The 23507-nt window shown below is 73.1% G+C and carries 17 protein-coding genes; 3 read left to right on the forward strand and 14 right to left on the reverse strand.

Annotated features, from left to right (window positions below):
- Window positions 1-26 precede the first annotated feature (26 nt).
- The 8 genes from ACNTMW_RS27795 to dacB form a co-directional block, all read right to left on the reverse strand.
- A complete protein-coding gene (locus ACNTMW_RS27795) occupies window positions 27-1712 on the reverse strand; it encodes an enoyl-CoA hydratase-related protein (RefSeq protein WP_426636818.1) in 1686 nt (561 codons plus the stop codon).
- Window positions 1713-1968: 256 nt separating this feature from the next.
- Window positions 1969-2586, reverse strand: coding sequence for a GTP cyclohydrolase I FolE (folE, locus tag ACNTMW_RS27800; protein WP_426636853.1), 618 nt, complete (start codon window positions 2584-2586; stop codon window positions 1969-1971).
- 86 nt (window positions 2587-2672) lie between these two features.
- On the reverse strand, window positions 2673-4697 hold the full coding sequence (gene ftsH, locus ACNTMW_RS27805) for an ATP-dependent zinc metalloprotease FtsH (RefSeq protein WP_426636819.1): 2025 nt from the start codon (window positions 4695-4697) through the stop codon (window positions 2673-2675).
- Between the two features lie 251 nt (window positions 4698-4948).
- The gene (hpt, locus tag ACNTMW_RS27810; RefSeq protein ID WP_426636820.1) at window positions 4949-5521 is read right to left on the reverse strand and encodes a hypoxanthine phosphoribosyltransferase; all 573 of its coding nucleotides are present in this window, start codon (window positions 5519-5521) and stop codon (window positions 4949-4951) included.
- 252 nt (window positions 5522-5773) lie between these two features.
- Window positions 5774-7432 (reverse strand): gamma-glutamyltransferase family protein, encoded by a 1659-nt coding sequence (locus tag ACNTMW_RS27815; protein ID WP_426636822.1) that lies wholly within the window; start codon window positions 7430-7432, stop codon window positions 5774-5776.
- A 9-nt stretch (window positions 7433-7441) separates the two neighbouring features.
- Window positions 7442-8428, reverse strand: a complete 987-nt coding sequence (gene tilS, locus ACNTMW_RS27820; RefSeq protein WP_426636823.1) for a tRNA lysidine(34) synthetase TilS — start codon at window positions 8426-8428, stop codon at window positions 7442-7444.
- 5 nt (window positions 8429-8433) lie between these two features.
- Window positions 8434-9492, reverse strand: coding sequence for a zinc-dependent metalloprotease (locus tag ACNTMW_RS27825; protein ID WP_426636824.1), 1059 nt, complete (start codon window positions 9490-9492; stop codon window positions 8434-8436).
- A gap of 187 nt (window positions 9493-9679) precedes the next feature.
- Window positions 9680-11095 (reverse strand): D-alanyl-D-alanine carboxypeptidase/D-alanyl-D-alanine endopeptidase, encoded by a 1416-nt coding sequence (gene dacB, locus ACNTMW_RS27830; RefSeq protein ID WP_426636825.1) that lies wholly within the window; start codon window positions 11093-11095, stop codon window positions 9680-9682.
- 123 nt (window positions 11096-11218) lie between these two features.
- Here dacB and ACNTMW_RS27835 point away from each other — a divergent pair, with 123 nt between their 5' ends.
- A complete protein-coding gene (locus ACNTMW_RS27835) occupies window positions 11219-11767 on the forward strand; it encodes an inorganic diphosphatase (protein WP_426636826.1) in 549 nt (182 codons plus the stop codon).
- A 98-nt stretch (window positions 11768-11865) separates the two neighbouring features.
- On the opposite strand, the gene eccD is transcribed toward ACNTMW_RS27835, so the two are convergent.
- Window positions 11866-13251 carry a type VII secretion integral membrane protein EccD gene (eccD, locus tag ACNTMW_RS27840; protein ID WP_426636827.1) on the reverse strand — a complete coding sequence of 462 codons (1386 nt, stop codon included), beginning with the start codon at window positions 13249-13251 and terminating at the stop codon, window positions 11866-11868.
- 117 nt (window positions 13252-13368) lie between these two features.
- Between eccD and eccCa the strand changes: the two genes are divergently transcribed.
- Window positions 13369-17334, forward strand: coding sequence for a type VII secretion protein EccCa (eccCa, locus tag ACNTMW_RS27845; RefSeq protein ID WP_426636828.1), 3966 nt, complete (start codon window positions 13369-13371; stop codon window positions 17332-17334).
- Window positions 17335-17411: 77 nt separating this feature from the next.
- Window positions 17412-18659, forward strand: coding sequence for a S8 family serine peptidase (locus tag ACNTMW_RS27850; RefSeq protein ID WP_426636829.1), 1248 nt, complete (start codon window positions 17412-17414; stop codon window positions 18657-18659).
- A 28-nt stretch (window positions 18660-18687) separates the two neighbouring features.
- On the opposite strand, the gene ACNTMW_RS27855 is transcribed toward ACNTMW_RS27850, so the two are convergent.
- Genes ACNTMW_RS27855 through ACNTMW_RS27875 form a run of 5 tightly spaced genes read right to left on the reverse strand, consistent with a single transcriptional unit; the run spans window position 18688 to window position 23274 of the window.
- Window positions 18688-19872, reverse strand: a complete 1185-nt coding sequence (locus ACNTMW_RS27855) for a MarP family serine protease (RefSeq protein ID WP_426636830.1) — start codon at window positions 19870-19872, stop codon at window positions 18688-18690.
- A gap of 4 nt (window positions 19873-19876) precedes the next feature.
- A complete protein-coding gene (locus ACNTMW_RS27860; RefSeq protein ID WP_426636831.1) occupies window positions 19877-20587 on the reverse strand; it encodes an NUDIX hydrolase in 711 nt (236 codons plus the stop codon).
- Window positions 20584-21267 (reverse strand): TlpA family protein disulfide reductase, encoded by a 684-nt coding sequence (locus ACNTMW_RS27865; protein WP_426636832.1) that lies wholly within the window; start codon window positions 21265-21267, stop codon window positions 20584-20586. The genes ACNTMW_RS27860 and ACNTMW_RS27865 overlap by 4 nt, the downstream gene beginning before the upstream one ends.
- Window positions 21264-22043, reverse strand: a complete 780-nt coding sequence (gene nth, locus ACNTMW_RS27870; RefSeq protein ID WP_426636833.1) for an endonuclease III — start codon at window positions 22041-22043, stop codon at window positions 21264-21266. Before nth ends, ACNTMW_RS27865 begins: the two co-directional genes overlap by 4 nt.
- 13 nt (window positions 22044-22056) lie before the next feature.
- Window positions 22057-23274 (reverse strand): CapA family protein, encoded by a 1218-nt coding sequence (locus ACNTMW_RS27875; protein ID WP_426636854.1) that lies wholly within the window; start codon window positions 23272-23274, stop codon window positions 22057-22059.
- Window positions 23275-23507: the final 233 nt, after the last annotated feature.

A 23507-nucleotide genomic window follows, 5' to 3' on the forward strand; every position in this document is an offset into this window, starting at 1 on the left:
CGTCCCCGCGCCCCCGCCCGTGGCCGTCACCACACGCCGGCCGGCTGGCCGTACGCGTCGGGCTGGCGGTGTGACGCCAGCTTCGCCGGTGTCCGGGCCGGCTTCTCCTTGTACACGAACGCGCGCCGGGCCGCCGCGAACCCGTTGCGGTCGTCGAACATGTCGCCGGCCATCTCGGCGAGTTCGCGGGTCTCGTAGTACGACAGCGGACGGGTGGCCGTGCGGGCCTGCTCCGCCTTCGCTGTCAGGGCCGCCCGCCACCGCGAGGTGCCGCTCTGCGCGGCGGCCACCTCGTACAGCCAGGCCGTGAACTCCTCCGGTTCGCGCGGCCCGACCTCGTCGACCAGCCCGATCGAGCGTGCCCCGGCCGCGTCGACGGGCAGCCGCTCGGTGGTCAACCGCGTCGCGGTCGCGGCCCCCACCCGCCGGGGCAGCGTGTACGTGTGCAGCTCGGAGCCGTACAGCCCCATCTCGTAGTGGGGGTTGAGCACGATCCCGGCCCGCGCGACGACGAGGTCGGCGCCGAGACCGAGCATCACCCCGCCGGCTCCGGCGTTCCCGGCGTACGCGGAGATGACGAGCTGGCCGGACGCGGTGATGATGCGCCGGCAGACCGCGTTGATCGCGCGGATGTTGGCCCACGCCTCGGCGGCCGGGTCGGCCGCGGCCTCGATCGTCCCGAGGTGGATGCCGTTGCTGAACACGCACTCGCCGCTCCGTAGCACGAGTACCCGGGTGTCCTGGCGCAGCGCGTGCCGCAGGCCGGCCCCCAGCCGGCGGCACTGCCGGGTGGACATCGCCCCGTTGTAGAACCGGAACGTCAACACCCCGATCTCGCCCCGCCTGGTGTACTCGACCTGCCGGTACGGTCCGACCTCGGCCTGCGGTACCCCCCGCAGCCGGCCGCGCAGGACCGCCGTCGCGGGGAGCTTCACGCCGCCGGGGAGTTTGAGGTGGCCGAGCCAGACGCTGCCGCGGCCGGTGCCGACGAGTACCGAGCCGTCGCGGTGGGCGAGCACCTCACCGGGCGGACCGGCGAGGTGGCCGGGGTAGGCGTCGAACGCGTTGACCTGGACGCCGGCGACCTCCGTGCGTACCCCGGGAAAGCCGTCCGCGGCCCGGATCCGGCGCACGATGGCCTCCGGGTCGTCCGCCCAGGCGAACGTGCGGTCCTTCTGGCGCAGCAGCGGCTGCTCGGCGGTGCCGGGTACCGGCCGGCGCGCGCGCTCCAGGGGCGTGGGTACGAACGTAGGGTCGGCGGCCTTCTCGACGGTTTCGCGTACGCACTCCAGGGCCGCGTCCGCCACCTGCGCGTTGTAGAGCACCGACTTGCGGGGAGCGTCGTCGGGCATCCGGAAGGTACGGGTGGCCCAGATCGGGCCGGCGTCCATCTCCTCGACCGCCTGTAACGCCGTGACGCCCCAGACCGGCGCGCGGTTCATGATGGCGTGGTCGAGCGAGGACGGTCCGCGGTCGCCGACCGGACCCGGGTGGATGATCACGGTCCGCCAGGTGCGCCAGACCCGAGCGGGTACCCGTTCCTTGAGAAAGGGGCACAGCACCAGGTCCGGCTTCGCGGCCTCGACGCCGCTGACGATGGTGGCCTCGTCGATGGCGAGTTCCACGCTGACCTGATGACCGGCCTCCCGCAGGGCACACCAGGCGCGCTGGGTGAGGCCGTTGAAGCTGGACACGAGCAGGAGAATCTTCACCCGCGATCTCCTCCGGTCTGCGGATTCGGAATCAGCGTTCGACGATACGGTCGATCAACTGCCGGCCCGCCTGATCCGTTGCGTGATCGCGCAACGGATCACACGTTCCGGCCACCTCGATGCCGGAGACGCGACGTCGGAGACGCGACGTCGGAGACGCGACGTCGGAGATCAGCGGTAAGCGGTAACGGCCAGGTCCCAGGCGTTCGGATGCCAGCGGTCAACCGCCAGGTCCCAGGCGTTCGGATGCCAGCGGTCAGCGCTGAAGGATCAGGCTCATCGCCTCGGCGCGGGTCTTGGCATCGTCGCGGAGCAGACCGCGTACGGCCGAGGTGACGGTGCGCGAGCCACCCTTGCGGATACCCCGCATCGCCATGCACATGTGTTCGCACTCCAGCACAGCGATCACGCCACGCGGCTCGAGCCGCTTCATCAGCAGGTCGGCGATCTGGGACGTGAGCCGCTCCTGTACCTGAGGCCGCCGCGCGAACACCTCGACCAGCCGGGCGAGCTTCGACAGGCCGGTGATCCGCCCGTCCGCCCCCGGGATGTAGCCGATGTGCGCGATGCCGTGGAACGGCAGTAGGTGGTGCTCGCAGAGGCTCATCACCTCGATGTCGCGGACGAGTACCAACTCCTCGTGGTTGGCCTCGAACGTGGTGGTGAGCACCTGCGCCGGATCGACCCGCAGACCGGCGAACAGCTCGGCGTACGCCCTCGCGACCCGGGCCGGCGTCTGACGCAGCCCGTCGCGGTCGGGGTCCTCGCCGACCGCGATCAGGATCTCGCGCACGGCCGCCTCGATCCGGGGCAGGTCGACAGCGCTCTCGACGCTCGTACCACCCAGCCGCCCGTTGACAAGACGGGCGGCCAGGTAGTCGAGCGGTTCGTCGTAGTCGACCGTGTCGTCGGGCTCGGGCTCGGTGCTGCTGCCCGACGGCGACGGTCCGGTTACCTTGGTCAGTTCGCGCCGTCCCCGGTTGAACGATCCGCAGGAGTGGCGGCGTTGCTGCCGGCACCCGCGCGGGCCTCCTCGCCGTCCCCGGCGGCCGTCTGCGCCGGCTTGCGCAGCGCGTCCAGCTCCGTGGTCGGCACGGACGGCAGCTCGCGGCGGCGCTTGCCGTTGCCGCTGTACGGGGCCATCGGCGGCCGCTTGACCACGCGGGCGCAGATCCTCGCCATGTCGGGCTGGGAGATGGTCTCCTTCTCCATCAGCTCCTCGACGATCCTGTCGAGCACGTCGCGGTACTCGACGAGGATCTCCCACGCCTCGTCGTGCGCGAGCTCGATCAGGCCGCGCACCTCGGCGTCGATGTCGGCGGCAACCTTCTCCGAGTAGTTGCGCTCGTGGCCCATGGTGCGGCCGAGGAAGGGCTCGCCGTCGGTCTGGCCGTACTTCACGGCGCCCAGGCGGGAACTCATGCCGTACTCGGTGACCATCGCGTGGGCGACGCTGGTCGCCTTCTCGATGTCGTTGCCCGCGCCCGTGGTGGGCTCGTGGAAGACCAGCTCCTCGGCGGCCCGGCCACCAAGCGCGTACGCCAGGGTGTCGATCAGCTCGGACCGGGTCTGGGTGTACTTGTCCTCGGTGGGCAGCACCAGCGTGTGGCCCAGCGACCGGCCGCGGGACAGGATCGTCACCTTGTGCACCGGCGCGGCGTGCGGCAGCGCCCAGGCCACCAGGGCGTGACCGCCCTCGTGGTAGGCGGTGACCCGCTTCTCGTGCTCGCTCATCACCCGGGTGCGCCGCTCCGGACCGGCGATCACGCGGTCGATGGCTTCCTCCAGGAAGTCGTTGGTGATCGCGCGCTTGTCGACCCGGGCGGTGAGCAGGGCCGCCTCGTTGATCACGTTGGCCAGGTCGGCACCGGTGAAGCCGGGGGTACGCCGGGCGACCGAGTCGAGGTCGACGTCGGGCGCGAACGGCTTGCCCTTGGCGTGCACCCGCAGGATGGCCTTGCGACCCTCCATGTCCGGGCGGTCCACGGCGATCTGCCGGTCGAACCGGCCGGGCCGCAGCAGCGCCGGGTCGAGGATGTCGGGCCGGTTGGTGGCGGCGATCAGGATGACGCCGCCCTTGGTGTCGAAGCCGTCCATCTCGACGAGCAGCTGGTTGAGGGTCTGCTCGCGCTCGTCGTGACCGCCGCCGAGGCCGGCACCGCGGTGGCGGCCGACCGCGTCGATCTCGTCGACGAAGACGATGGCCGGCGCGTTCGCCTTGGCCTGCTCGAACAGGTCACGCACCCGGGAGGCGCCGACACCGACGAACATCTCGACGAAGTCCGAACCGGAGATCGAGTAGAACGGCACGCCCGCCTCGCCGGCGACCGCACGGGCCAGCAGCGTCTTACCGGTACCGGGCGGGCCGTAGAGCAGCACGCCCTTCGGGATCTTGGCACCGAGGGCCTGGTACTTCGCCGGGGCCTGCAGGAAGTCCTTGATCTCGTGCAGTTCCTCGACGGCCTCGTCCGAGCCCGCCACGTCGGCGAACGTCGTCTTCGGCGTGTCCTTGGAGATCAGCTTCGCCTTGGACTTGCCGAAGTTGAGCACGCGGGAGCCGCCACCCTGCATCTGCGACATGAACAGCAGCAGCAGGACGACGAGCACGCCGATCGGCAGCAGGTTCACCAGCAGGCCGACCACCACGCTGTCGCGGGTGACCTTGGTGTCCCAGTTGGCCAGCTTGTCCTGCGACTTGAGCGTGTTCAGCTCGGTGTAGATGTCGCGCATGGCGAGCGCGGGAACCTGCGCCTGGATCTTGTCGGTACCGTCGACCTTCTGCTTGAGGTCGAGGCTGAGCGTCTGCTCCTTGTCCTCGATCAGGGCCTTCTTCACGTTGCCCGATTGGAGCTCCGCGAGCGCCCGCGAGGTGTCGACCTTCTTGTAGCTGGCCCCACCGGTGAATAGCGTGCTTGCCGCAATGGCACCGAGGATCACAATGATGAACCAGACCACTGGCCGGCGGAAGAAACGGGTCCGTTCCATATCGTTGTCGGGCGCGGTGCGGCGCCCGGCACCTCCTGATCCCAGAAGTCAGTGCTCACGCCGTCCGTATCGACGCGAGGCCGGGTGTGCCAAGTCGGCGGCACGCCGGTTATTCGACGGTACACCGTGTTTGCCAACGACGCGGATGAGCACCGCCTCCGCCTGAAGGTGGTGACACCCTTCCTGACCAGCGACAGGCAGTTCAAACCAGGCACTGACGAGGATTTAACCGGCAAATCAGAAAAGCCGGTTCAGCTCTGGGCGTACACGCCCTTCCGCAGAACTCCGACGTAGGGGACCTCGCGGTACCGCTCGCTGTAGTCCAGGCCGTAACCGACCACGAACTCGTTCGGGATGTCGAAGCCCACGTACCTGACCGGCACGTTCACCTTCACCGCGTCGGGCTTGCGCAGGAGCGCCACGACCTCGACGGACGCGGCCGACCGGCTGTGCAGGTACTTCAACAGCCACGAGAGGGTCAGCCCGGAGTCGACGATGTCCTCCACCACGATCACGTGGCGGCCCGCGATGTCCCGGTCGAGATCCTTGAGGATGCGGACCACGCCCGAGGAGGTGGTGCCCTGGCCGTACGACGACACGGCCATGAACTCCATCTCCACCGGTGGACCGTACCGACCCAGCGCCCGGGCGAAGTCGGCCATGAACATGACCGCGCCCTTCAGGACGCCGACCAGCAGGACGGATTCCGCCGTCGCGTGGTCGGCGGCCACCTGCTTTGCCAGTTCGTCGATCTTCTCGCGGATCTGGTCCTCGCTGACGATCACTCGGTCGATATCGGCGGCGTGCCAGTTGCCCTCGGCCATGGCGACAAGCCTTCCCTATGCCGATGGCGCCGCCGAACCGGGGGTACCGGTAAGGAACCGGATCACACCCCCGGCCAGAGCGTCACACAGGGGCACGATGGGCGAGGTCGCGCGGCTGACGCCACCCGTCGACCGTCGCCGTCCCGGGAACCGGCGACCAGGCCGGCGGCCGAGGCCGCGACACCACATCACCCGACTGGTGGGCACCACGCCCCAGTCGTACCGGGCGACCTTCCGCGACCGGATCGTCGCCTAGTAACCCATCGCGCTGCCGTCGGCGCGGGGCTCGCTGCCCGCCACGTACCCGGCGCCGTCGGGCAGTCGCCAGATCGCCTGGCCGAACCCGTAGCCGAGCGAGCCCGGCTCGGTCACGGTCACCCGGTGGCCGCGCCGGCGCAGCCCCTCGACCGCCGCCCGACCCTCGTCGTCGGCGACCATGCCCGGCTCCACGCGCACCTCGGTGCCGGCGTGCCAGTACCAGCGGGGCCGGTCGAGTGCCTGCTGCGGGTCCAGGCCGTCGTCGACGGTGGACAGCACCACCTGCACGTGGCCCTGGGGCTGCATGTGGCCGCCCATCACGCCGAACGGGCCGACGGCCTCGCCGCCACGGGTCAGGAAGCCGGGAATGATCGTGTGGAAGGGGCGCTTGCCGGGCGCCGCGACGTTCGGGTGGCCGGCCTCCAGGACGAACCCCGCACCCCGGTTCTGCAGGGTGAACCCGGTGCCCGGCACGACGACGTGCGAACCGAAGCCCATGTAGTTGGACTGGATCAGGCTGACCATCATGCCGTCGGCGTCGGCCGTACACAGGTAGACGGTGCCGCCGCGCAGCGGGTCGCCCGCCGGGGGGACGGCGGCGGACTCGCCGACCAGCGCCCGCCGCCGCGCCGCGTACGCCTTGTCGAGCAGCGCCTCCACCGGCGCCGGCGCGACATCCGGGTCGGCCACGTACGCGTGCGCGTCGGCGAACCCGAGCTTCATCGCCTCGATCTGCCAGTGCAGCCGCTGCTCCAGCGGGGTGCCCGCCAGGTCGTAGCCCTCCAGGACGTTCAACGCGAGCAGTGCGGCGATGCCCTGCCCGTTGGGCGGGATCTCCCAGACGTCGTACCCGCGGTAGCCGGTCGATATCGGCCGCACCCACAGCGAGGCGTGCTCGGCGAGGTCGTCGGCGGTCAGCAGGCCACCGGTGGCCGCCGCGAAGTCCCCGATCGCGGCGGCGATCTCACCGCGGTAGAACGCCTCCGCCCCGGTGTCGGCGATCAGCCGCAGCGTCCGGGCGGCGTCCGGGTTGCGCCACCGCTCACCGGCGCGCGGCGCCCGCCCGCCCGGCGCGAACACCCGCGACCACTCGGCGAACTCAGGGCCCTCCAGACCCGCGTGCAGCAGCCGGACGGCCCGGTCCCAGCCGGCGGCCACCGTCGGCGAGACCGGGTACCCGTGCTCGGCGTACCCGACCGCGTCGGTGAACAGGTCGGCGAACGGCAACGCACCGAACCGCTCGTGCAGGTCCCGCCAGCCGGCCGGCGCGCCCGGCACGGTCACCGGCAGCCACCCCCGGTCGGGTACCACCTCCGCGGCGCCGGCCTGCGCGCCGCCGAGCGCGTCGGAGGCGACCGCCCCGGTACCCCGCTCGCGCACCAGGTCCGGAGTGAACGCGGCCGGCGCGCAGCCGGACGCGTTCAGCCCGTGCAGCTCCTTACCGTCCCAGACCAGGGCGAACAGGTCGCCGCCGATGTCGTTGGAGCCGGGCTGCACCACGGTCAGCGCGACGGCCGTCGCGATCGCCGCGTCCACAGCGTTGCCGCCGCGGCGGAGCACGGCGAGTCCGGCGGCGGCGGCGAGCGGCTGGCTGGTGGCGACGGCGCCTCGCGGCGCATAGAGCGGCTTGCGGCCCTGGTACGGCAACGGCATGCCGAAACCTTAGCCTTGCGAAGCTGTCAGCCGACCTGCTCGGCGGGTCACATGTAGGGCACCGGGTAGGGCCACCGCGCCCTGGCCGCGCCAGCGAGTGACCAGCGCGTCGAGGGCGGCCACGTGCCGGGCCGACAGCGCGGACCCGGCCACCCCCAGCCCACGGGCCCAGGCGTGCAGGACCCGGGTACGCACGGCGGCCGGCAACCCGACGAGGACGTCGACCCGCAGGCCGCCCCGGCCGTCGGCGGCGTCCGCGCCCGCCCTGGCGGCGAGGGCGTCGAGCACCTCGGTGTCGGCCGCGGCGAGCGTGGCGGCGCGGGCGAGGTTGCCCACCAGGCCGGGCCCGAGCGCCTCGGTCAGCGCCGGCAGCAGTGCCCGGACGCGGGCCCGGGCGTACGACGGGTCGGTGTTGTGCGGGTCCTGCCACGGCTCCAGCCCGAGCGCCCGGCACGCCACGACCGTATCGGCGCGCGCCACGTCGAGCAGCGGGCGCAGCAGCGCGATCCCGGCGACGTCCCGGCGGGCCGGCATCGCGGCCAACCCGCGCGGACCGGCGCCCCGCGCCAGCGCCAGCAGTACGGTCTCCGCCTGGTCATCGCGGGTGTGGCCGAGCAGGACCGCCGTGGCACCCGCGCGCCGGGCCGCGCCGACCAGCGCCTCGTACCGCGCCTCGCGCGCGGCGGCCTCCGGACCTCCCGGTCTCCCGCCCACCTCGACCCGCACCGTCACCACGGGACTCAGGCCGCACGCTTCCGCCCACTTCGCCACGGCCGCCGACCGGTCCGCCGAGCCGGGCTGGAGCTGGTGGTCGACGGTGACCAGCCCGCAGCGCAACCCTTGCCGGGGCGCGACGAACGCGGCGGCGGCGGCGAGCGCCAGCGAGTCGGCCCCGCCCGAACATGCCACCAGGACCAGCGAGTCCGGTGCCGTTCCGGCCAGCGCCCGGCGGACGGCGACGCGCACCGCGGCCACCGACGGCGCCAGCGCGGCCATCGTGATCAGGAAGCGTCGTGGCGGAGCACGCGCGTGATCCACGCGTCCGGGTCGCCGAGCTCGGAGAGCCTCGGCAGGGTCAGCGGCGACTGCCACACCCGGTTGAACTCGGTCATGCCGACGCGGTCGACGACGGTGTGGACGAACTTGCGGCCCTCCGCGTACTGGCGCAGCTTGACCTCGATGCCGAGCAGCTTGCGCAGCACCCGCTCCAGCGGGTTGGCCGCCTCCCGCCGCTGGTTGAACGTGCTGCGGATGGCGTCGACCGTCGGCACGACCTGCGGGCCCACGCCGTCCATCACGAACTCGGCGTGCCCCTCCAGCAGGGTCATCAGCGCGGTCAGCCGGTCGAGGACCCGGCGCTGGGCGGGGGTCTGCACCAGGTCCAGCACGGAGGTCCGGCTGTCCGGGTTGCGCACCGACTCCGCGAGCGCCCACACCCCGTTGCGGATCCGCTCCAGCAGCTGCTCGCGGTCGATCTGCGCGGCGTCGACGAACGCCTGCACCTCGCCGAGGAAGTGGCCACGCAGCCACGGCACGGCGGTGAACTGGGTGCGGTGGGTGACCTCGTGCAGTGCCACCCAGAGCCGGAAGTCGCGCGGGTCGGCGGCGAGCTTGCGCTCGACGTCGACGATGTTCGGCGCCACGAGCAGCAACTGCCCCGGGTCGGCGGAGAAGACCTCGTACTGCCCGAGCACCCGCCCGGACAGGTAGGCGAGCACCGTGCCGGCCTGTACCCCGGTGACCCGGCCGCCGATGGCGGTGGCGAGGGCGCCCGGCGGACGGCCGCCGGCGAGGCGCTCGGCCAGCGGGACGACGACCTGGCGGAGCCCGTCGATGTTGGCCGCCGCCCAGTCCCGCCGGTCGACCACCCGGACGCCCGGATCGGGGCCCACCGGGCGCATCAGCGTGTATTCGAGGACGTGGCCGGCGGCCTCGTCGGTGAGCCGCCGGAGATCGGCGACGACCTCGACCGCTTCGTCGTAGGACACCTGCGGACCGGTCCGGCCCAGCGCGGCGGCGGTGGCCGCGGCCAGGTCCCAGTCGACGAACTGCTGCGCCATGTCCCCCACCGTACCCGCCACGTGCACGTTCGAAGCGTTGGCGAATCCGGGGGCGAAATCCCCCGCGATGTCGCCGGAACGGCGGCCGTCAGCCGATGGATGGCAGCGATGGCGCCGAAACCGCACGAATCTTGAGCGGCAGCGGCAGCGGCAGCGGCAGCGGCAGCGGCGGCCGGTGCCACCGGTCCTAGCGGCAGCCGCAGGCGGCCAGTCCGGCGGCCACCCGGTCGAGGGCCTCCTGCGCCGGAGTCGGGACCGGTCCCCCGTCGAGCGCCCCCGAGGCGATCACGGCGAACACCAGGGGCCGGCCGTCGGCGTCGACGACGATGCCGGCGATCGCGTTGAGCGCACTCAGGCTGCCGGTCTTCGCGCGGACCTGGCCGGCCGCGGCCACGCCGCCCACCGGCCGGTGGTACCGGTCGCGCAGCGTCCCGGAGTACCCGCCGACCGGCAGGCCGGGGAAGAGGACGCGCAGTTCCGGATGGTCCGGCTTGACCGCGAGCAGCAGCGCGTCGGTCAGCAGCGCCGGCGTGACCCGGTTGGTGCGGGACAACCCGCTGCCGTCGGCGAGCACCAACCCGTCCACGGCGAGGCCCAGCTCGGCGAGGACCTCGCGCATCGCGGTCGCGGCCCCGGCGAACGTGGCCGGCTGGTTGCGTGCCACGGCGACCTGCCGGGCCAGGCACTCGGCGATCACGTTGTCGCTCTCGACCAGCATCAGCTCCACCAGTCGGGCGATGGTCGGTGACTCGACGACGCCGAGCTGGGCGGCCCCGGCGGGCGCGGTACCCGGGGTCACCGCCGTCGGCGGGAGGCCGAGCGCCGCGGCGAACGCCTTGCCGGCGTCGACGTCCGGGGTGAACGTGCGCGCGCTGGTCCCGTGCGGGCTGGCCGGCGTGGTGCGACCGCCGTTGATGATCAGGGACGAGATCGGGGACGCGTTGCCGCTCGGGGAGACGATGTCGCTGTCCCAGCCGGGGCCGGTCGTCGCCGGGCCGAACAGTGATGTGTCGATGATCACACGGGTCGGCGCGGTACCACCGAGTGCCTGCTTGACCTGGTCGGCCAGCTTGTCGAGCCGGGCCCCGTCGGCGTACGTGCGGCGCTCCCCGGCACCGAGGGTCGGGTCGCCGGCGCCGACGAGGACGACCTCGCCCGGGTTGGGTCCGGCCACCGCTCGGGTGGCCAGCCGGTAGTCGCCACCCCGGGCCTTGAGGACGGCCTCCGCCGTCAGCAGCTTCAGCGTCGAGGCGGGCAGCATCCCCTCGCCCGCGCCGCGGTCGAGCAACCGCTGGCCGGAGACGGCATCGACGACGGAGACGTTTGTCTTCCCGCCCAGTGCCGGGTCGCTGAGCAGCGGGTTCAGGGCGGCCGCGAGGCCCGCCGCGGTCGGCGCGGACGCGGTGGTGCCGGCCGCGGCCAGAACCGGCGGGGCCGGAGCGAGCGGGGTGCCAGGGTGCCAGGAACGCCGGGGGGCGCCGATCAGGCCGGCGACCGCGTCCGGGGCAGCCACGACGCCACCGAGCACGGCCAGTGCGACGCACAACACACATACCATGGCGACGAGCAACCGTCGCACGAGGTGTGGCCTTTCCCTCGACATCGCACCCTCCTTCACGCCCCTCCACGACCCTAGGGACACTGTCAACTGCTGGAACGTGGTTGGTGTGTGTCGTCGCGGGAATTTATTCCTGCGGTCGCAACGGGGCGAGCTGGAGGAGCGGAGATGGAATTCGACGTCACGGTCGAAATCCCCAAGGGGCAGCGCAACAAGTACGAGGTGGATCACGAGACCGGGCGGATTCGCCTGGATCGTACGCTCTTCACCGCGACGCAGTACCCCGCCGACTACGGATTCGTCGAGGGCACCCTCGGTGACGACGGCGACCCGCTGGACGCGTTGGTACTCCTGCAGGAGCCGACGTTCCCGGGCTGCCTGATCCGCTGCCGCGCCATCGGCATGTTCCGGATGACCGACGAGAAGGGCGGCGACGACAAGGTGCTCTGCGTGCCGGCGGACGACCCCCGCCAGGAGCACCTGCGCGACATCCACCACCTGCCGGAGTTCGACCGGATGGAGATCCAGCACTTCTTCGAGGTTTACAAGGACCTCGAGCCCGGCAAGAGCGTCGAGGGCGCGACGTGGACCGGCCGCCACGAGGCCGAGGCGGAGATCGAGAAGTCGCGGGACCGTTACCGCCAGGGCATCGAGTCGGGCGAGTACCACGACCCGGGCGTGCAGCCGATCAGCGACGTGGCCCCGAAGCACGACTGACACCGTCATCGTGAACGGCGCGGCCGCCCCTCACGGGAAGCCGCGCCGTTCGCGTTTCCGGCGGCGCCGCCGGCCGTGTCCGAAGACGGGGCGCCGCCTCAGGAGGTCAGCGTACGGACCAGCCCGTACAGACCGAGCACCGCGCAGGCGATCGGGAGCACCGACACCACGCAGAGCGCGTCGAGCACGTCGGCGGCCCGGCCGAGGTACGGCGACGGCGCACGCCGGGCGTACCGCGCACCGGCCAGCGCCGCGAGCACCGCCACGACGGCGATCCCGAACGCCCCGGCCTGCGCCACGAGGCCACCACGCGGGACGAGGACCCCGGCCGCGAGCAGCACATACCCGGCGATCCCGGCCCCGATCAGCGGCAACCGCTGGCGGACCGTCACGAACAGCCGCGCCCGCAGCAGCAGGGCCCCCGAGGCGACCGCGACCAGCAGGCCGGCGGCCAGGTCTCCGGTACGCGCCAGCAGCGCCGCCGACGCGACGCCCGCGACGGTCAGCCCCAGCAGCATGCCGGTGAGCATCTCGTCGGTACGGGCCACCGCCGCGAAGACGCGTTCCCGCTCCGGCTGCGGCTCCAGGCCCTGACCACCGGCCGACAGGTCCGCGGGCAGCGTGATCGACGGCATGGGTAGCTTGCCCAGCCGGATCGCGAGCAGCGGTACCACGCCGATCCCCGCGACCAGCAGCGCGAGCAGCGCCGCCGCGGCACCCGCGGCCGAGGTGACGTGGCCGAGCAGCGCGCCGGCCACGCCCAGGACGGCCGCCGTCACACCGGCGACGAACAGGCGCAGCCCGTACCCGACGCCGACCGCGCCGACCAGCGCCACCAGCAGCATGGTCGTCGCCGCGACGAGCAGGTTCCACTCGTCGGGTGCGCCCCGGTCCGGCCGCAGCACCAGCAGGCCGCCGACGAACGCGTACGGCAGCGCGTACGCCCCGACGGTGGCGCCCACCGGCCCGTCGCCGTAGGCGCGGGACGACACGACGCCGACGACCAGCAGCAGGAGGCAGACGGCGAGCGCGACCAGCCCCGGCACGGTCCAGCTCGGCCCGGAGGCCAGCACCGCGCCGAGCCCGACGGCCAGCGCGAGACCGGCCGCGAGCAGGCCGGTGATCCGGCTCGCCCGCTCGCTCCAGCCCAGCCCGTACCGGCGGGAGCCCGCGGCGATCGCCTCCACGACGTCGTCGTACTCCAGCTCCGGCCACTCCTCCCGGGCCGGCACCAGGTGCAGCACGGCGCCGTCGCGGACACCCTGGGCGGCCAGCGGCGACGTGGTGGACAGCACGGTGCCGTCGCCGCGGCGCAGCAGCCACCCGCCGTGGCGCTCGCCGTCGTCGGCGAGCGCTTCCCCGGCATGGCCGAGCAACTCGGGCAGGAGTTCGGCGAGGGGCACGCCGTCGGGGAGCGCGACATCGACGCGTCGCTGCGGCGAACTGATCGTCACCCGGGCGAGGCCGGTCGATGGGGCAGGCACTCGGTACTCCTACCACGAACCACCGGTCAGACGGAACTCGTATCGAACACCTAGCATCCCTGACGTGAGCGAGCGAAGCGGAGGCTCAATGCGTGGACGACGGTGCGAGGTGACGGCATGAGCACGGTCGTCGTCAAACGCCTACCCCGCCGCCCGGCCCCCGAGATCCCGACGGGCGAGCTGGCGGTCGACGCGCCGCCGGAGATCCCCCAGGCGACGAACGCGCGCTGGCAGCAGGCTCTGCAGATGCTGCCGATGCTCGCGGGCACGGTCGCGACCGCGCTGCTGTTCGCGGGGAGGCAGGGCGGCACGTACTCGTACATCGTCGGCGGGGTGTTCGGCGTCTCGACCCTCGGCATGCTCGCCACGTCCTGGTCGAACTCGGGGCCCAAGAAGTCCGAGATGATGACGGCCCGCCGGGAGTACCTGCGCCACCTCGCCCTGCTGCGCAAACGGGTCCGGGAGACGGCCGAGCGGCAGCGCACCGGCCTGTTCTACCGCCATCCCGACCCCGACCGGATCTGGTCGACGGTGGACAGCCACCGGCTGTGGGAGCGGCGGCCGGGCGACGGCGACTTCGGCATCGTACGGGTCGCGGTCGGGCCGCAGACGCTGGCCACCCCGCTCGTCCCGCCGGTGACGCGGCCGCTGGAGGACCTGGAGCCGATGACGGCGGGCGCGCTGCGCCGCTTCCTGGACGCGTACTCGGTCGTGCCGGATCTGCCGGTCGCGGTGTCGGTGCGCGGCTTCGCCCGGGTGTACGTGCGCGGCGTCTCCGCCGACCGGGGCGGCGGCGGCCGGGTGACGCCGGCCACCGCGGAGGCCGCCCGCGGCCTGGTCCGCGCCATGCTCGCGCAGCTCGCCGTGTTCCATGCCCCCGACGACCTGCTGATCGCCGTCTGCACCGCACCCGAGCGGCGCGGCGAGTGGGAGTGGGTCAAGTGGCTGCCGCACAACCTGCACCCGTCGGCGACCGACGCGGTCGGGCCGGTACGCCTGGTCGCCACCACCGCGGCCGAGCTGGAGCAGCGCCTGGACAAGCTGATCTCCAACCGTCCCCGGTTCACTCCCGGCGGCGGTACCAGCCCGCACCTGATCGTCGTCCTCGACGGCGGTGAGCTGACCGGCAGCGCCCACCTGGCCACCGACGGCGGGGTGGACGGGGTGACGCTGCTCGACCTCGACGAGCCGCCACCGCGGCTGCTCGACCGGTCGATGCTGGTACTCGACCCGTCCGGCCCGGACCGCCGGCTGCTGACCATCTCCATCGACGGCGAGGGTGAGGTCGGCACCGCCGACGCACTGTCGCGGGCCGACGCCGAAGGGCTGGCCCGGCGCCTGGCGCCGCTGCGGCTGGCCGCCGCGGCGCGCTCGAGCGACGCGCCGATGAGCCGCGACCTCGGCCTCACCGAGCTGCTCGGCATCGCCGACCCGTACGCGTTCGAGGTGGCCCACGGCTGGGCGCCCCGGCCGCACCGCGACCGGCTGCGGGTCCCGATCGGCATCGGCCGCGACGGGCAGCCGGTCGAACTCGACCTCAAGGAGTCGGCCGAGGACGGTATGGGCCCGCACGGCCTGCTCGTCGGCGCGACCGGCTCGGGCAAGTCGGAGGTGCTGCGCACCCTCGTGCTGGCGCTGGCCGCGACCCATTCGTCGGAGACGCTCAACTTCGTCCTGATCGACTTCAAGGGCGGTGCGACGTTCGCCTCGCTGGACAAGCTGCCGCACGTCGCCGCGGTCATCACCAACCTGAAGGACCAGGGGCACCTCGTCGACCGGATGAACGACGCGATCAGCGGCGAGCTGATGCGCCGCCAGGAACTGCTGCAGGCGGCCGGCAACTTCTCGTCGCTGCGCGACTACGAGAAGGCCCGCGCCGGCGGGGCGCCGCTGGCGCCACTGCCGAGCCTCCTCATCGTCTGCGACGAGTTCTCCGAGATGCTCCAGCAGAACCCGGAGTTCATCGACCAGTTCCTGCAGATCGGCCGGATCGGCCGCTCGATCGGCGTCCATCTGCTGCTGGCCAGCCAGCGCCTGGAGGAGGGGCGCCTGCGCGGCCTGGACACGCACCTGTCGTACCGGATCGGTCTGCGGACGTTCTCGGCGCTGGAGTCGCGCACGGTGCTCGGCGTCCCGGACGCCTACGAGCTGCCCCGCTCCCCCGGGCACGGGTACCTGAAGTTCGGCACCGAGCCGCTGGTCCGGTTCAAGGCGGCGTACGTGTCCGGGCCGTACCTGCGGCCCGGCGAGACGACGACGGCCGACGGGCGCCGCGTGGCGGGTCGGGTACAGAACTTCAGCACCCACTTCGTGCCCGTACCGGAGCAGCCGGAGGCTCCGGTCGAGCAGGCCGCCGAGGGTGAGAGCCTGCTGGAGATCATCGCCGGCCGGCTGGCCGGCAACGGTGTTCCGGCCCACCAGGTGTGGCTGCCGCCGCTGACCACCCCGCCGAGCGTCGACGAGCTGGTGGGACCGGTGGCGCTGGACGCGGCCCGCGGCCTCTCGGTCACCAACCCGCAGCTGCGTGGCGCCCTGCAGGTGCCGGTCGCCCTGGTCGACAAGCCGTACGAGCAGCGCCGCGACCTGCTGTGGCTGCAACTGGACGGGGCGGCCGGCCACGTCGCCGTCGTCGGCGGCCCGCAGAGCGGCAAGTCCACCGCCCTGCGCACGCTGATCACCGGCCTGGCCCTCACCCACACCCCGGCCGAGGCCCAGGTGTACTGCCTGGACTTCGGTGGCGGCCAGCTCGCCGGCCTGCGCGAGCTGCCACATGTCGGCGGCGTGTCCGGCCGGCTGGACACCGCCGCGGTGCGGCGCACGATCGGCGAGATCGCGACGCTGCTGGCGGAGCGGGAGCGCCGCTTCGCGGCCATCGGGGTGGACAGCATGGCCACCTACCGCAAGCGTCGGGCCGCCGGCGCCGGTGGCGCCGCCGATGACCCGTTCGGCGACGTCTTCCTGGTCATCGACGGCTGGGCGACGCTGCGCAGCGAGTACGACGATCTGGAGGCCGTGGTCACCGACATCGCCACCCGCGGCCTGTCGTACGGCATCCACGTGGTCGTGGCCGCGACGCGCTGGATGGACTTCCGGCCGGCGATCCGGGACGTGTTCGGCTCCCGGCTGGAGCTGCGCCTGGGCGACCCGAGCGACTCGTCGATCTCGCGCAAGGCCGCGGACAACGTGCCGAAGAACACCCCGGGCCGGGGTATCACGGCGGAGCAGCTGCACTTCCTGACCGCCGTACCGAGGCTGACCGGTGGCGAGCCTGCCGACCTGGTCAAGCAGATCGCGGCGAGCTGGACCGGTGCGCCGGCGCCCCGGGTACGGCTGCTGCCGGCCGTGGTGCCGTACTCGGCCGTCGAGACGGTACGCGACGAGCGCCGCCCGCTGGCGCTGCCGATCGGTATCGCCGAGGCCGACCTGCGGCCGGTCCTGGTGGACTTCGAGGCCGAGCCGCACTTCCTGCTCTTCGGCGACTCGGAGGCGGGCAAGTCGACGTTCCTGCGCATGCTCGCGCGGACGATCACCGAGCGGTTCCAGCCGGAGCAGGCGCGGATCCTCCTCGTCGACTTCCGGCGCAGCCTGCTGGGGGCGCTGGAGACCGAGCACAAGATGGCCACCTGCACATCGGCGGCGCAGACGCTGGAGCTGACGCAGGCGGTCGCCCAGTACATGAAGGAGCGGCTGCCCCCGGCGGACGTCACCCAGGAGCAGCTGCGCAACCGGTCGTGGTGGACCGGGCCGGAGTGTTTCGTCCTGGTCGACGACTACGACCTCGTCGTCAGCGGGCCGAACAACCCGCTGCTGCCGCTGCTGGAGTACCTGCCGCAGGCGCGCGACGTGGGGCTGCACCTGATCATGACCCGGCGCAGCGGTGGTGCCGGCCGGGCCATGTACGACCCGGTGATCCAGCGACTGCGCGAGCTGTCCTCGCCCGGTCTGATCATGTCGGGGGACCGCGAGGAAGGGCAGTTGCTGGGCAACATCCGGCCGTCGATCCAGCCGCCCGGCCGGGGCTGGCTGGTCACCCGCAGGGAAGGGGCACGGCTCATCCAGGTGGCGCACGTCCCGTCGAACTGAGGAACTTGCCGAACTAAGGAACTCTTAACGCACGCCGATCCCCACGCCGGCTGGATCACCGCCAGAATGTAGCCACCGTGACCAGATTCGCCTCCGCCCGCCGAGCCATCACACGCGCGGCCGCGCTGACGCTGGCGTGCGCCGTGGCCACCGTCGTCGCGGCTGCCGGCCTGCCCGCCGCCGCGTACGCGGACCCGATCCGCGACGGGCAGTTCCAGCTGCGCGCGCTCGACGTGCCCACGGCGTGGCGGACCACCACCGGCGCCGGGGTGACGGTTGCGGTGCTCGACTCGGGCGTGGACGCGAGCCATCCCGACCTGGCCGGGCAGGTGCTGCCCGGCGCCGACTTCGTCGACGGCTCCACCGACGGCCGGCGCGACTTCGTCGGGCACGGCACCACCGTCGCCGCGCTGATCGCGGGGCGCAACGACAAGAGCTCCGGGGTGGCCGGCATCGCGCCGGGGGCCAAGATCCTGCCGGTACGGGTCCTGGACAAGGAGAACAAGTACGACGACGCGACCGTGGTCGCGGCCGGCCTGCGCTGGGCGGTCGATCATGGTGCGAAGATCGCGAATCTCTCCCTGGGTGGCAGCGCGCACAGCGACGCCATCGCGGAGGCGCTGCGCTACGCGGCCGCCCACGACGTCGTGGTGGTCGCCTGTACCGGCAACGTGACAGCCGGCGCGAACTACACCGAGGTCTGGTACCCGGCCCGGGAACCGGGCGTGGTCGCGGTCGCCGGGCTGGCCGGCGGTGAGGACACCGGTACCCCCGCGAGCGGCGGCGGCACCGCGGCCGGGGCCGGCTCCGGCGGCGGTTCGGAGGCGCTGTGGACGGGGTCGCTGACCGGCTCGCCGACCGTGCTGGCCGCGCCCGCGGTCAACCTGATCGGTGCCCGCCCCGGCGGGTACTGGAAGGTCCAGGGCACCAGCTTCGCCGCGCCGCTGGTCGCCGGCTCGGCCGCGCTGGTGCGTGCCCGCTGGCCGACGCTCGACGCCGCCAACGTCATCAACCGGCTGATCCGCACGGCCCGCGACCTCGGCCCCCCAGGACGCGACGACCGGTACGGCTACGGCGAGGTCAACCCGGTCGCCGCGGTGACCGCCACGGTGCCGACCGTACGGCGAAACCCGCTCGTCGCGCCTCCGGCGTATCCGGGGGTCGAGCGGTTCGCGGCGCGTACGTCGCCGGAGCCCGCCGTCACCGCCGACCGGATACGGGTGGTGCCCTACGCGCTGCTGGTCGGCGCCGCCGTCGGCCTGGTCGTGGTGCTGTTCCTCGTCGGCGGCGTGCTGTTCGTCCTCCGGTTCACCCGCGCCGGGTAGCCGCGGCCGGTCGGTCCGCGCCGGGTCGTCAGTCGGCGCAGTCGCCGGTGTCGACCGGCTGCGTGCGGGCCTGCCCGGCGACGGCGACCGGTGACGCCTCCTCCGCCGTCACCGCGAAGCCGGTCTGCGGGTCGTCGGCCGCGGCGGCGAAGATGACGCCGAGTACCGTGCCGTCGGTGCCGACCATCGGGCCGCCGGAGTTACCGCTGCGGACCAGGCCCTTAAGGGTGTAGACCTCGCGGGTGACCTTGCCGGCGTTGTAGATGTCCGGGCCGGTGATGTCGCGCAGGTCACGGACCCGGGCGCTGCGCGCGTCGAACGGCCCGTCGAGGGGGTAGCCGAGCACGACCGCGTCGGCGCCGGACTGGGCCGGCCCACCGAACTTCATGACCGGGCCGCGCACGCCGGGAACGTACAGCACCGCCAGGTCCCGGCGGGGGTCGTAGACGACCACCTGGGCGGCCCGGCGCACCCCGTTGACCTCCACGGTGTTGTTGCGGGTACCGGCCACGACGTGCGCGTTGGTCATCACGTGCTCCGGCGAGTAGATGAACCCGGAGCCCTCGATGCGGCGCGAACAGCTCGGTGCGGTGCCGAGCACCTTGACCACCGAGCTGCGCGAGTTCGCCACGAGCGGCGAGCTGGCCAGGGCGGGGTCCGGTTCGGGGACCTCCCGGACCCGGGTGGGGGTCAGTCCGCCGAAGACGTCCGGGAAGCCGCGCGTGTCGACGGTCTGGCGCAGCGCACCGGACAGCGCCTTGGCCTCGCCCGGCATGACCCGGTCGACGGTGCCGAGGATCGCCGAGTTCTTCACCGCACGGGCCAGCCAGGGCAGCGACGACGAGCCGAGCGGCGCGGCGACCAGCCAGACGACGAGGAGCACCGCGACCACGGAGACGAGCGCGCCACCCAGATCATCCAGGTGGCGCGCGGACTGGCTGCTGACCGCTTCCCGTAGCTTGGCCCCGACGAAGCCGGCGACCCCCTGTCCGACCGCGGCCAGCCCGAAGACGGCGGCCAACGACACGAGCACCCGGACCGGGTCGTCGGCGAAGCGCTGGGCGATCAGGGGCCCGAGTTGCAGTCCGATCAGGGCGCCGCCGAAGAAACCGATGAACGACATGAGTCCGATGAGAAAGCCCTGACGGTAACCGTTCAGGGCGAACACGAGCATCAGACCCACGAGAAGGAGATCAACCAGGGTGCCGGGCACGGATTCAGCGTACGGGGACGGATCCAGGATCGGGCAGACCCTCGACTCGGTCGATCGACCATGGCACGGACCAACCGCCCATCTCCAGCAAAGTGGACAGGACGCCGGCGGTGAAACCCCAGACCAACATCCCGCGTACCCGGAACGCCGGGCCGATCCACCCGCTCGGGTGACGCACCCGCAACCGGTTGGCCGGGTCGACCAGCTCCCTCACCGGCAGCCGCTCGACCCGGGCGACCTCCGCCGGGTCGACCGGGCGGACCGGGTGCGGGCTGTGCCACCAGGCGAGCACCGGCGTCACGCGGAAGCGGCTGACCGGTATCCAGAGCGTCGGGAGCTGGGTGACGACCCGCACGCTCGTCGGATCGAGGCCGACCTCCTCGGTCGCCTCCCGCAGCGCCGTCGCGGCCATGTCGACGTCGCCGGGATCGCGGGCACCACCGGGAAAGGCGGGCTGGCCCGCGTGGTTGCGCAGCGTGTGGGCCCGCTGCAGCACCAGCACGTCCGGCCCGGTGTCCGGGCCGCCCTCGCCGAACAGGACCAGCACGGCGCTCTCCCGGCCCGCGGTGTCGGGCGTCGGCAGCCGGGTGAAGTCGGCGGCCTCGGCCTGCTCCAGCCGGCCCAGCAGCGGCTGCCACCACGTGGGCAGGCCATCGCGGCGCGGGTCGGGCCCGGCCGCCGCGCCGGGCCCGCCGGCACCGTGCGCCTCGCTCATACCGCCACCCCGAGGTGGTCGCGCACCAGGGCGGCCAGGGCGGCCTCGTCCAGCGTGCGGGTCGCCTCCCGGTAGACCACCCGGCCCTGGGCGTCGACCAGCAGGGTCGTCGGCATCACCCGGGGCGGACCGATCCGGTTCCACAGGTCGCCTCGTTCGTCGTACAGCATCGGGAACCGCAGGGTGAGATCGTCGATCAGGGACTGCGCGCCGCGGCGGTCGACGTCGGTGGTGATCACACCTATCACCTGTACCCGACCGGCGGCCCGATCCGCATACCGCTGGAGCTGGGGCAGCTCGGTGCGGCACGGCGCGCACCACGACGCCCACAGGTTGATCACGGCCGGGGTGCCGAGGTGCGCCAGCCGCACCGGCTGGCCGCCGACGAAGCACGGCAGCGCGAGGTCGGGCAGCGGCTCGCCGGCGCCGGTGGCCGGGGTACCGGCCGACCGGAGCGGGTCCGCCGCCGCGACGGGCGAGGCGGAGCCGCCCGTCGGCGTCGGCGTCTGCGTTTGCGTTTGCGTCGGCGTCTGCGCCGGCACGCAGGACGGCCCGGACGGCGCCGGTGCCGCGCCGGTCCGGGCACCACCCGACCCGGCGGAGCCACCGGTCGACGTGCACCCGGCGAGGACGACGGCCGCCGTCACGAGGGCCACGATCGCCCCGCGCAGCCGGCTCATCGCCGCCCCGCCTCCCGGTAACGCCCGGCCTCCTCGGCCAACTCGGCCGCCCGGGGGCCCTTGAGCAGCGTGACCGCCGCCTCGAAGTCGGTCGGCCCGATGCCGAACGAGGGGCAGTCACCGGCCAGGGTGCAGGCCCCGCAGGCCGGTTTGCGGGAGTGGCACACCCGGCGCCCGTGGAAGATCACCCGGTGCGACAGCATCGTCCAGTCGCGCCGCTCGATCAGCGCGCCGACCGCGTGCTCGATCTTGACCGGGTCGGTCTCGGCGGTCCAGCGCCAGCGCTGCACCAGGCGGGAGAAGTGGGTGTCGACGGTGATGCCGGGCACGTCGTACGCGTTGCCGAGGATGACGTTGGCCGTCTTGCGCCCGATGCCGGGCAGCGTCACCAGCTCGTCGAGGGTGCGGGGAACCTCACCGTCGAAGCGCTCGACGAGCGCCTGCCCCAACCGGATCAGGGAGTCGGTCTTGTTCCGGAAGAAACCGGTCGGCTTGATCATCTCTTCCAGCTCGGCCCGGTCGGCACCCGCGTAGTCGGCCGCCGTCCGGTAGCGGTCGAACAGCTTCGGCGTGACCTCGTTGACCCGCTGGTCGGTGCACTGCGCGGAGAGGATCGTCGCGACGGCCAGTTCGAGCGGGTTTCGATGATCGAGTTCGCAGTGCGCGTCGGGGTGTACCCGGGCGAGCTCCCGCGCCATCCGCCGGGCCCGCCGCTTGCGTCCCAGCTCCGTTTCTCCAGCGGCCACGGATCGCAGCCTACGTCGCCGGTACGACATCGATCGCACGACGTCAGGAACGGGGCGTGATCGCCCCGTCGTCGCCGATCCGCGCCGCCGAGTCGGGCAGGTCGGCGGTACCGAGCTCACGGACGAGTCCCAGGGCCCGCTTCGCCGGGTCGAGCGCCGGCAGCCCGGGCGCCACCATGCGGGTCGGTACCAGGGAGCCCTCGACGTACGTACCGTCGGCGCGCAGGGTCACCTTGAGCACCCCGCCGACGCCGGGCAGCCCGTTGATGTTGAGCGCCCGGTACCCGGCGAAGTTGCCCAGCGAGTACGCGATGAGCCGGCCCCGGTAGAACTCCATCGCCCGCATGACGTGGGGGCCGTGCCCGATGACGAGGTCGGCACCGGCGTCCACCACGGCGTGCGCGAACCGGTACGGGTCCCCGCGGTTCTCCCCCAGGAACATCTCGGTACCGGGCCGGACGTGCGTCTGGTCCGGCCCCTCGGCACCCACGTGCATCTGCACCACGACCAGGTCGGCACGGTTCTTGGCCTGCTTGACCAGGGCGGCACCGCCCGCGATGTCGACGACGTTGGCCGACCAGGCGTACGACGAGAAGCCCAGGACCGCGACTTTGACGCCCTTGACCTCCACCACCGTGATCTGGCCCGGTGCCCCGGTGTCCGCGAGGCCGGCGGCGGCCAGCGCGGTACGGGTCTGCCGGTTGCCTTCGGGGCCGAAGTCGTACGCGTGGTTGTTGGCGAGGTTGAGCACCCGGAAGCCGGCGTCGCGCAGTACCGCCGCGTACCCGGGTGGGGAGCGGAACGCGTAACAGGTGGGCTTGGCCCCCGCCGCCGGTCCGGCGGTCGGGGCGGGCGGGCACTTACTGACCCCCGTGTCGTTGGTGAGCGGCTGCTCCAGGTTGCCCATCTGGAGGTCGGCGTGCAGCGCCGTCTTGACGTCGGCGAAGAAGTTCCTGGCCCCGTCCGGCGGCAACCCGCCCGGCGCCGCACCCATGATGATGTCGCCGGTGGCCGACAGGCTGATCGTCTCGACGTCGCCGGCGACCACCGGTGCCGCGGTCGGCAGCGGGGCGGCGGCGCCGTCGGGCCCGACCGGGGTCGGCGACGGGGTTGCCCACCGCGTACCGGCACTCACCGTGACGCTCCGCGCGGCCACCACGGTCGTACCGGCGGCGAGGCCGGTCGCGAGCACGACCAGGCCGACGATCGTGAAGGCGGGACGCCGGCGGCGGCGCTCCCGCGGCGGCGGGGCGGCGGCCATGATGCCGGCGAGCCGGCTCGGCCGCTCGGTGGCCCGCTCCCCCGGGGCCGGCCCGGCCGCCGCGCCGGGCGGCCCGTACCCGCCGGATGGCGCCGCGTGCGGCCCGTACCCGCCGGCCGGCGGACGGGCCGTGTCCGCCCGGTGCGTCCGCCCGTCAGCGGATCCCCCGACGGCGACTCGACCAGCGGCGGGGCGACCGACAGCGGCCCGGCCGGCGGCGGGGCGACCGGGTG

This window comes from Planosporangium spinosum, assembly GCF_049999945.1.
Classification (GTDB): Bacteria; Actinomycetota; Actinomycetes; order Mycobacteriales; family Micromonosporaceae; genus Planosporangium; species Planosporangium spinosum.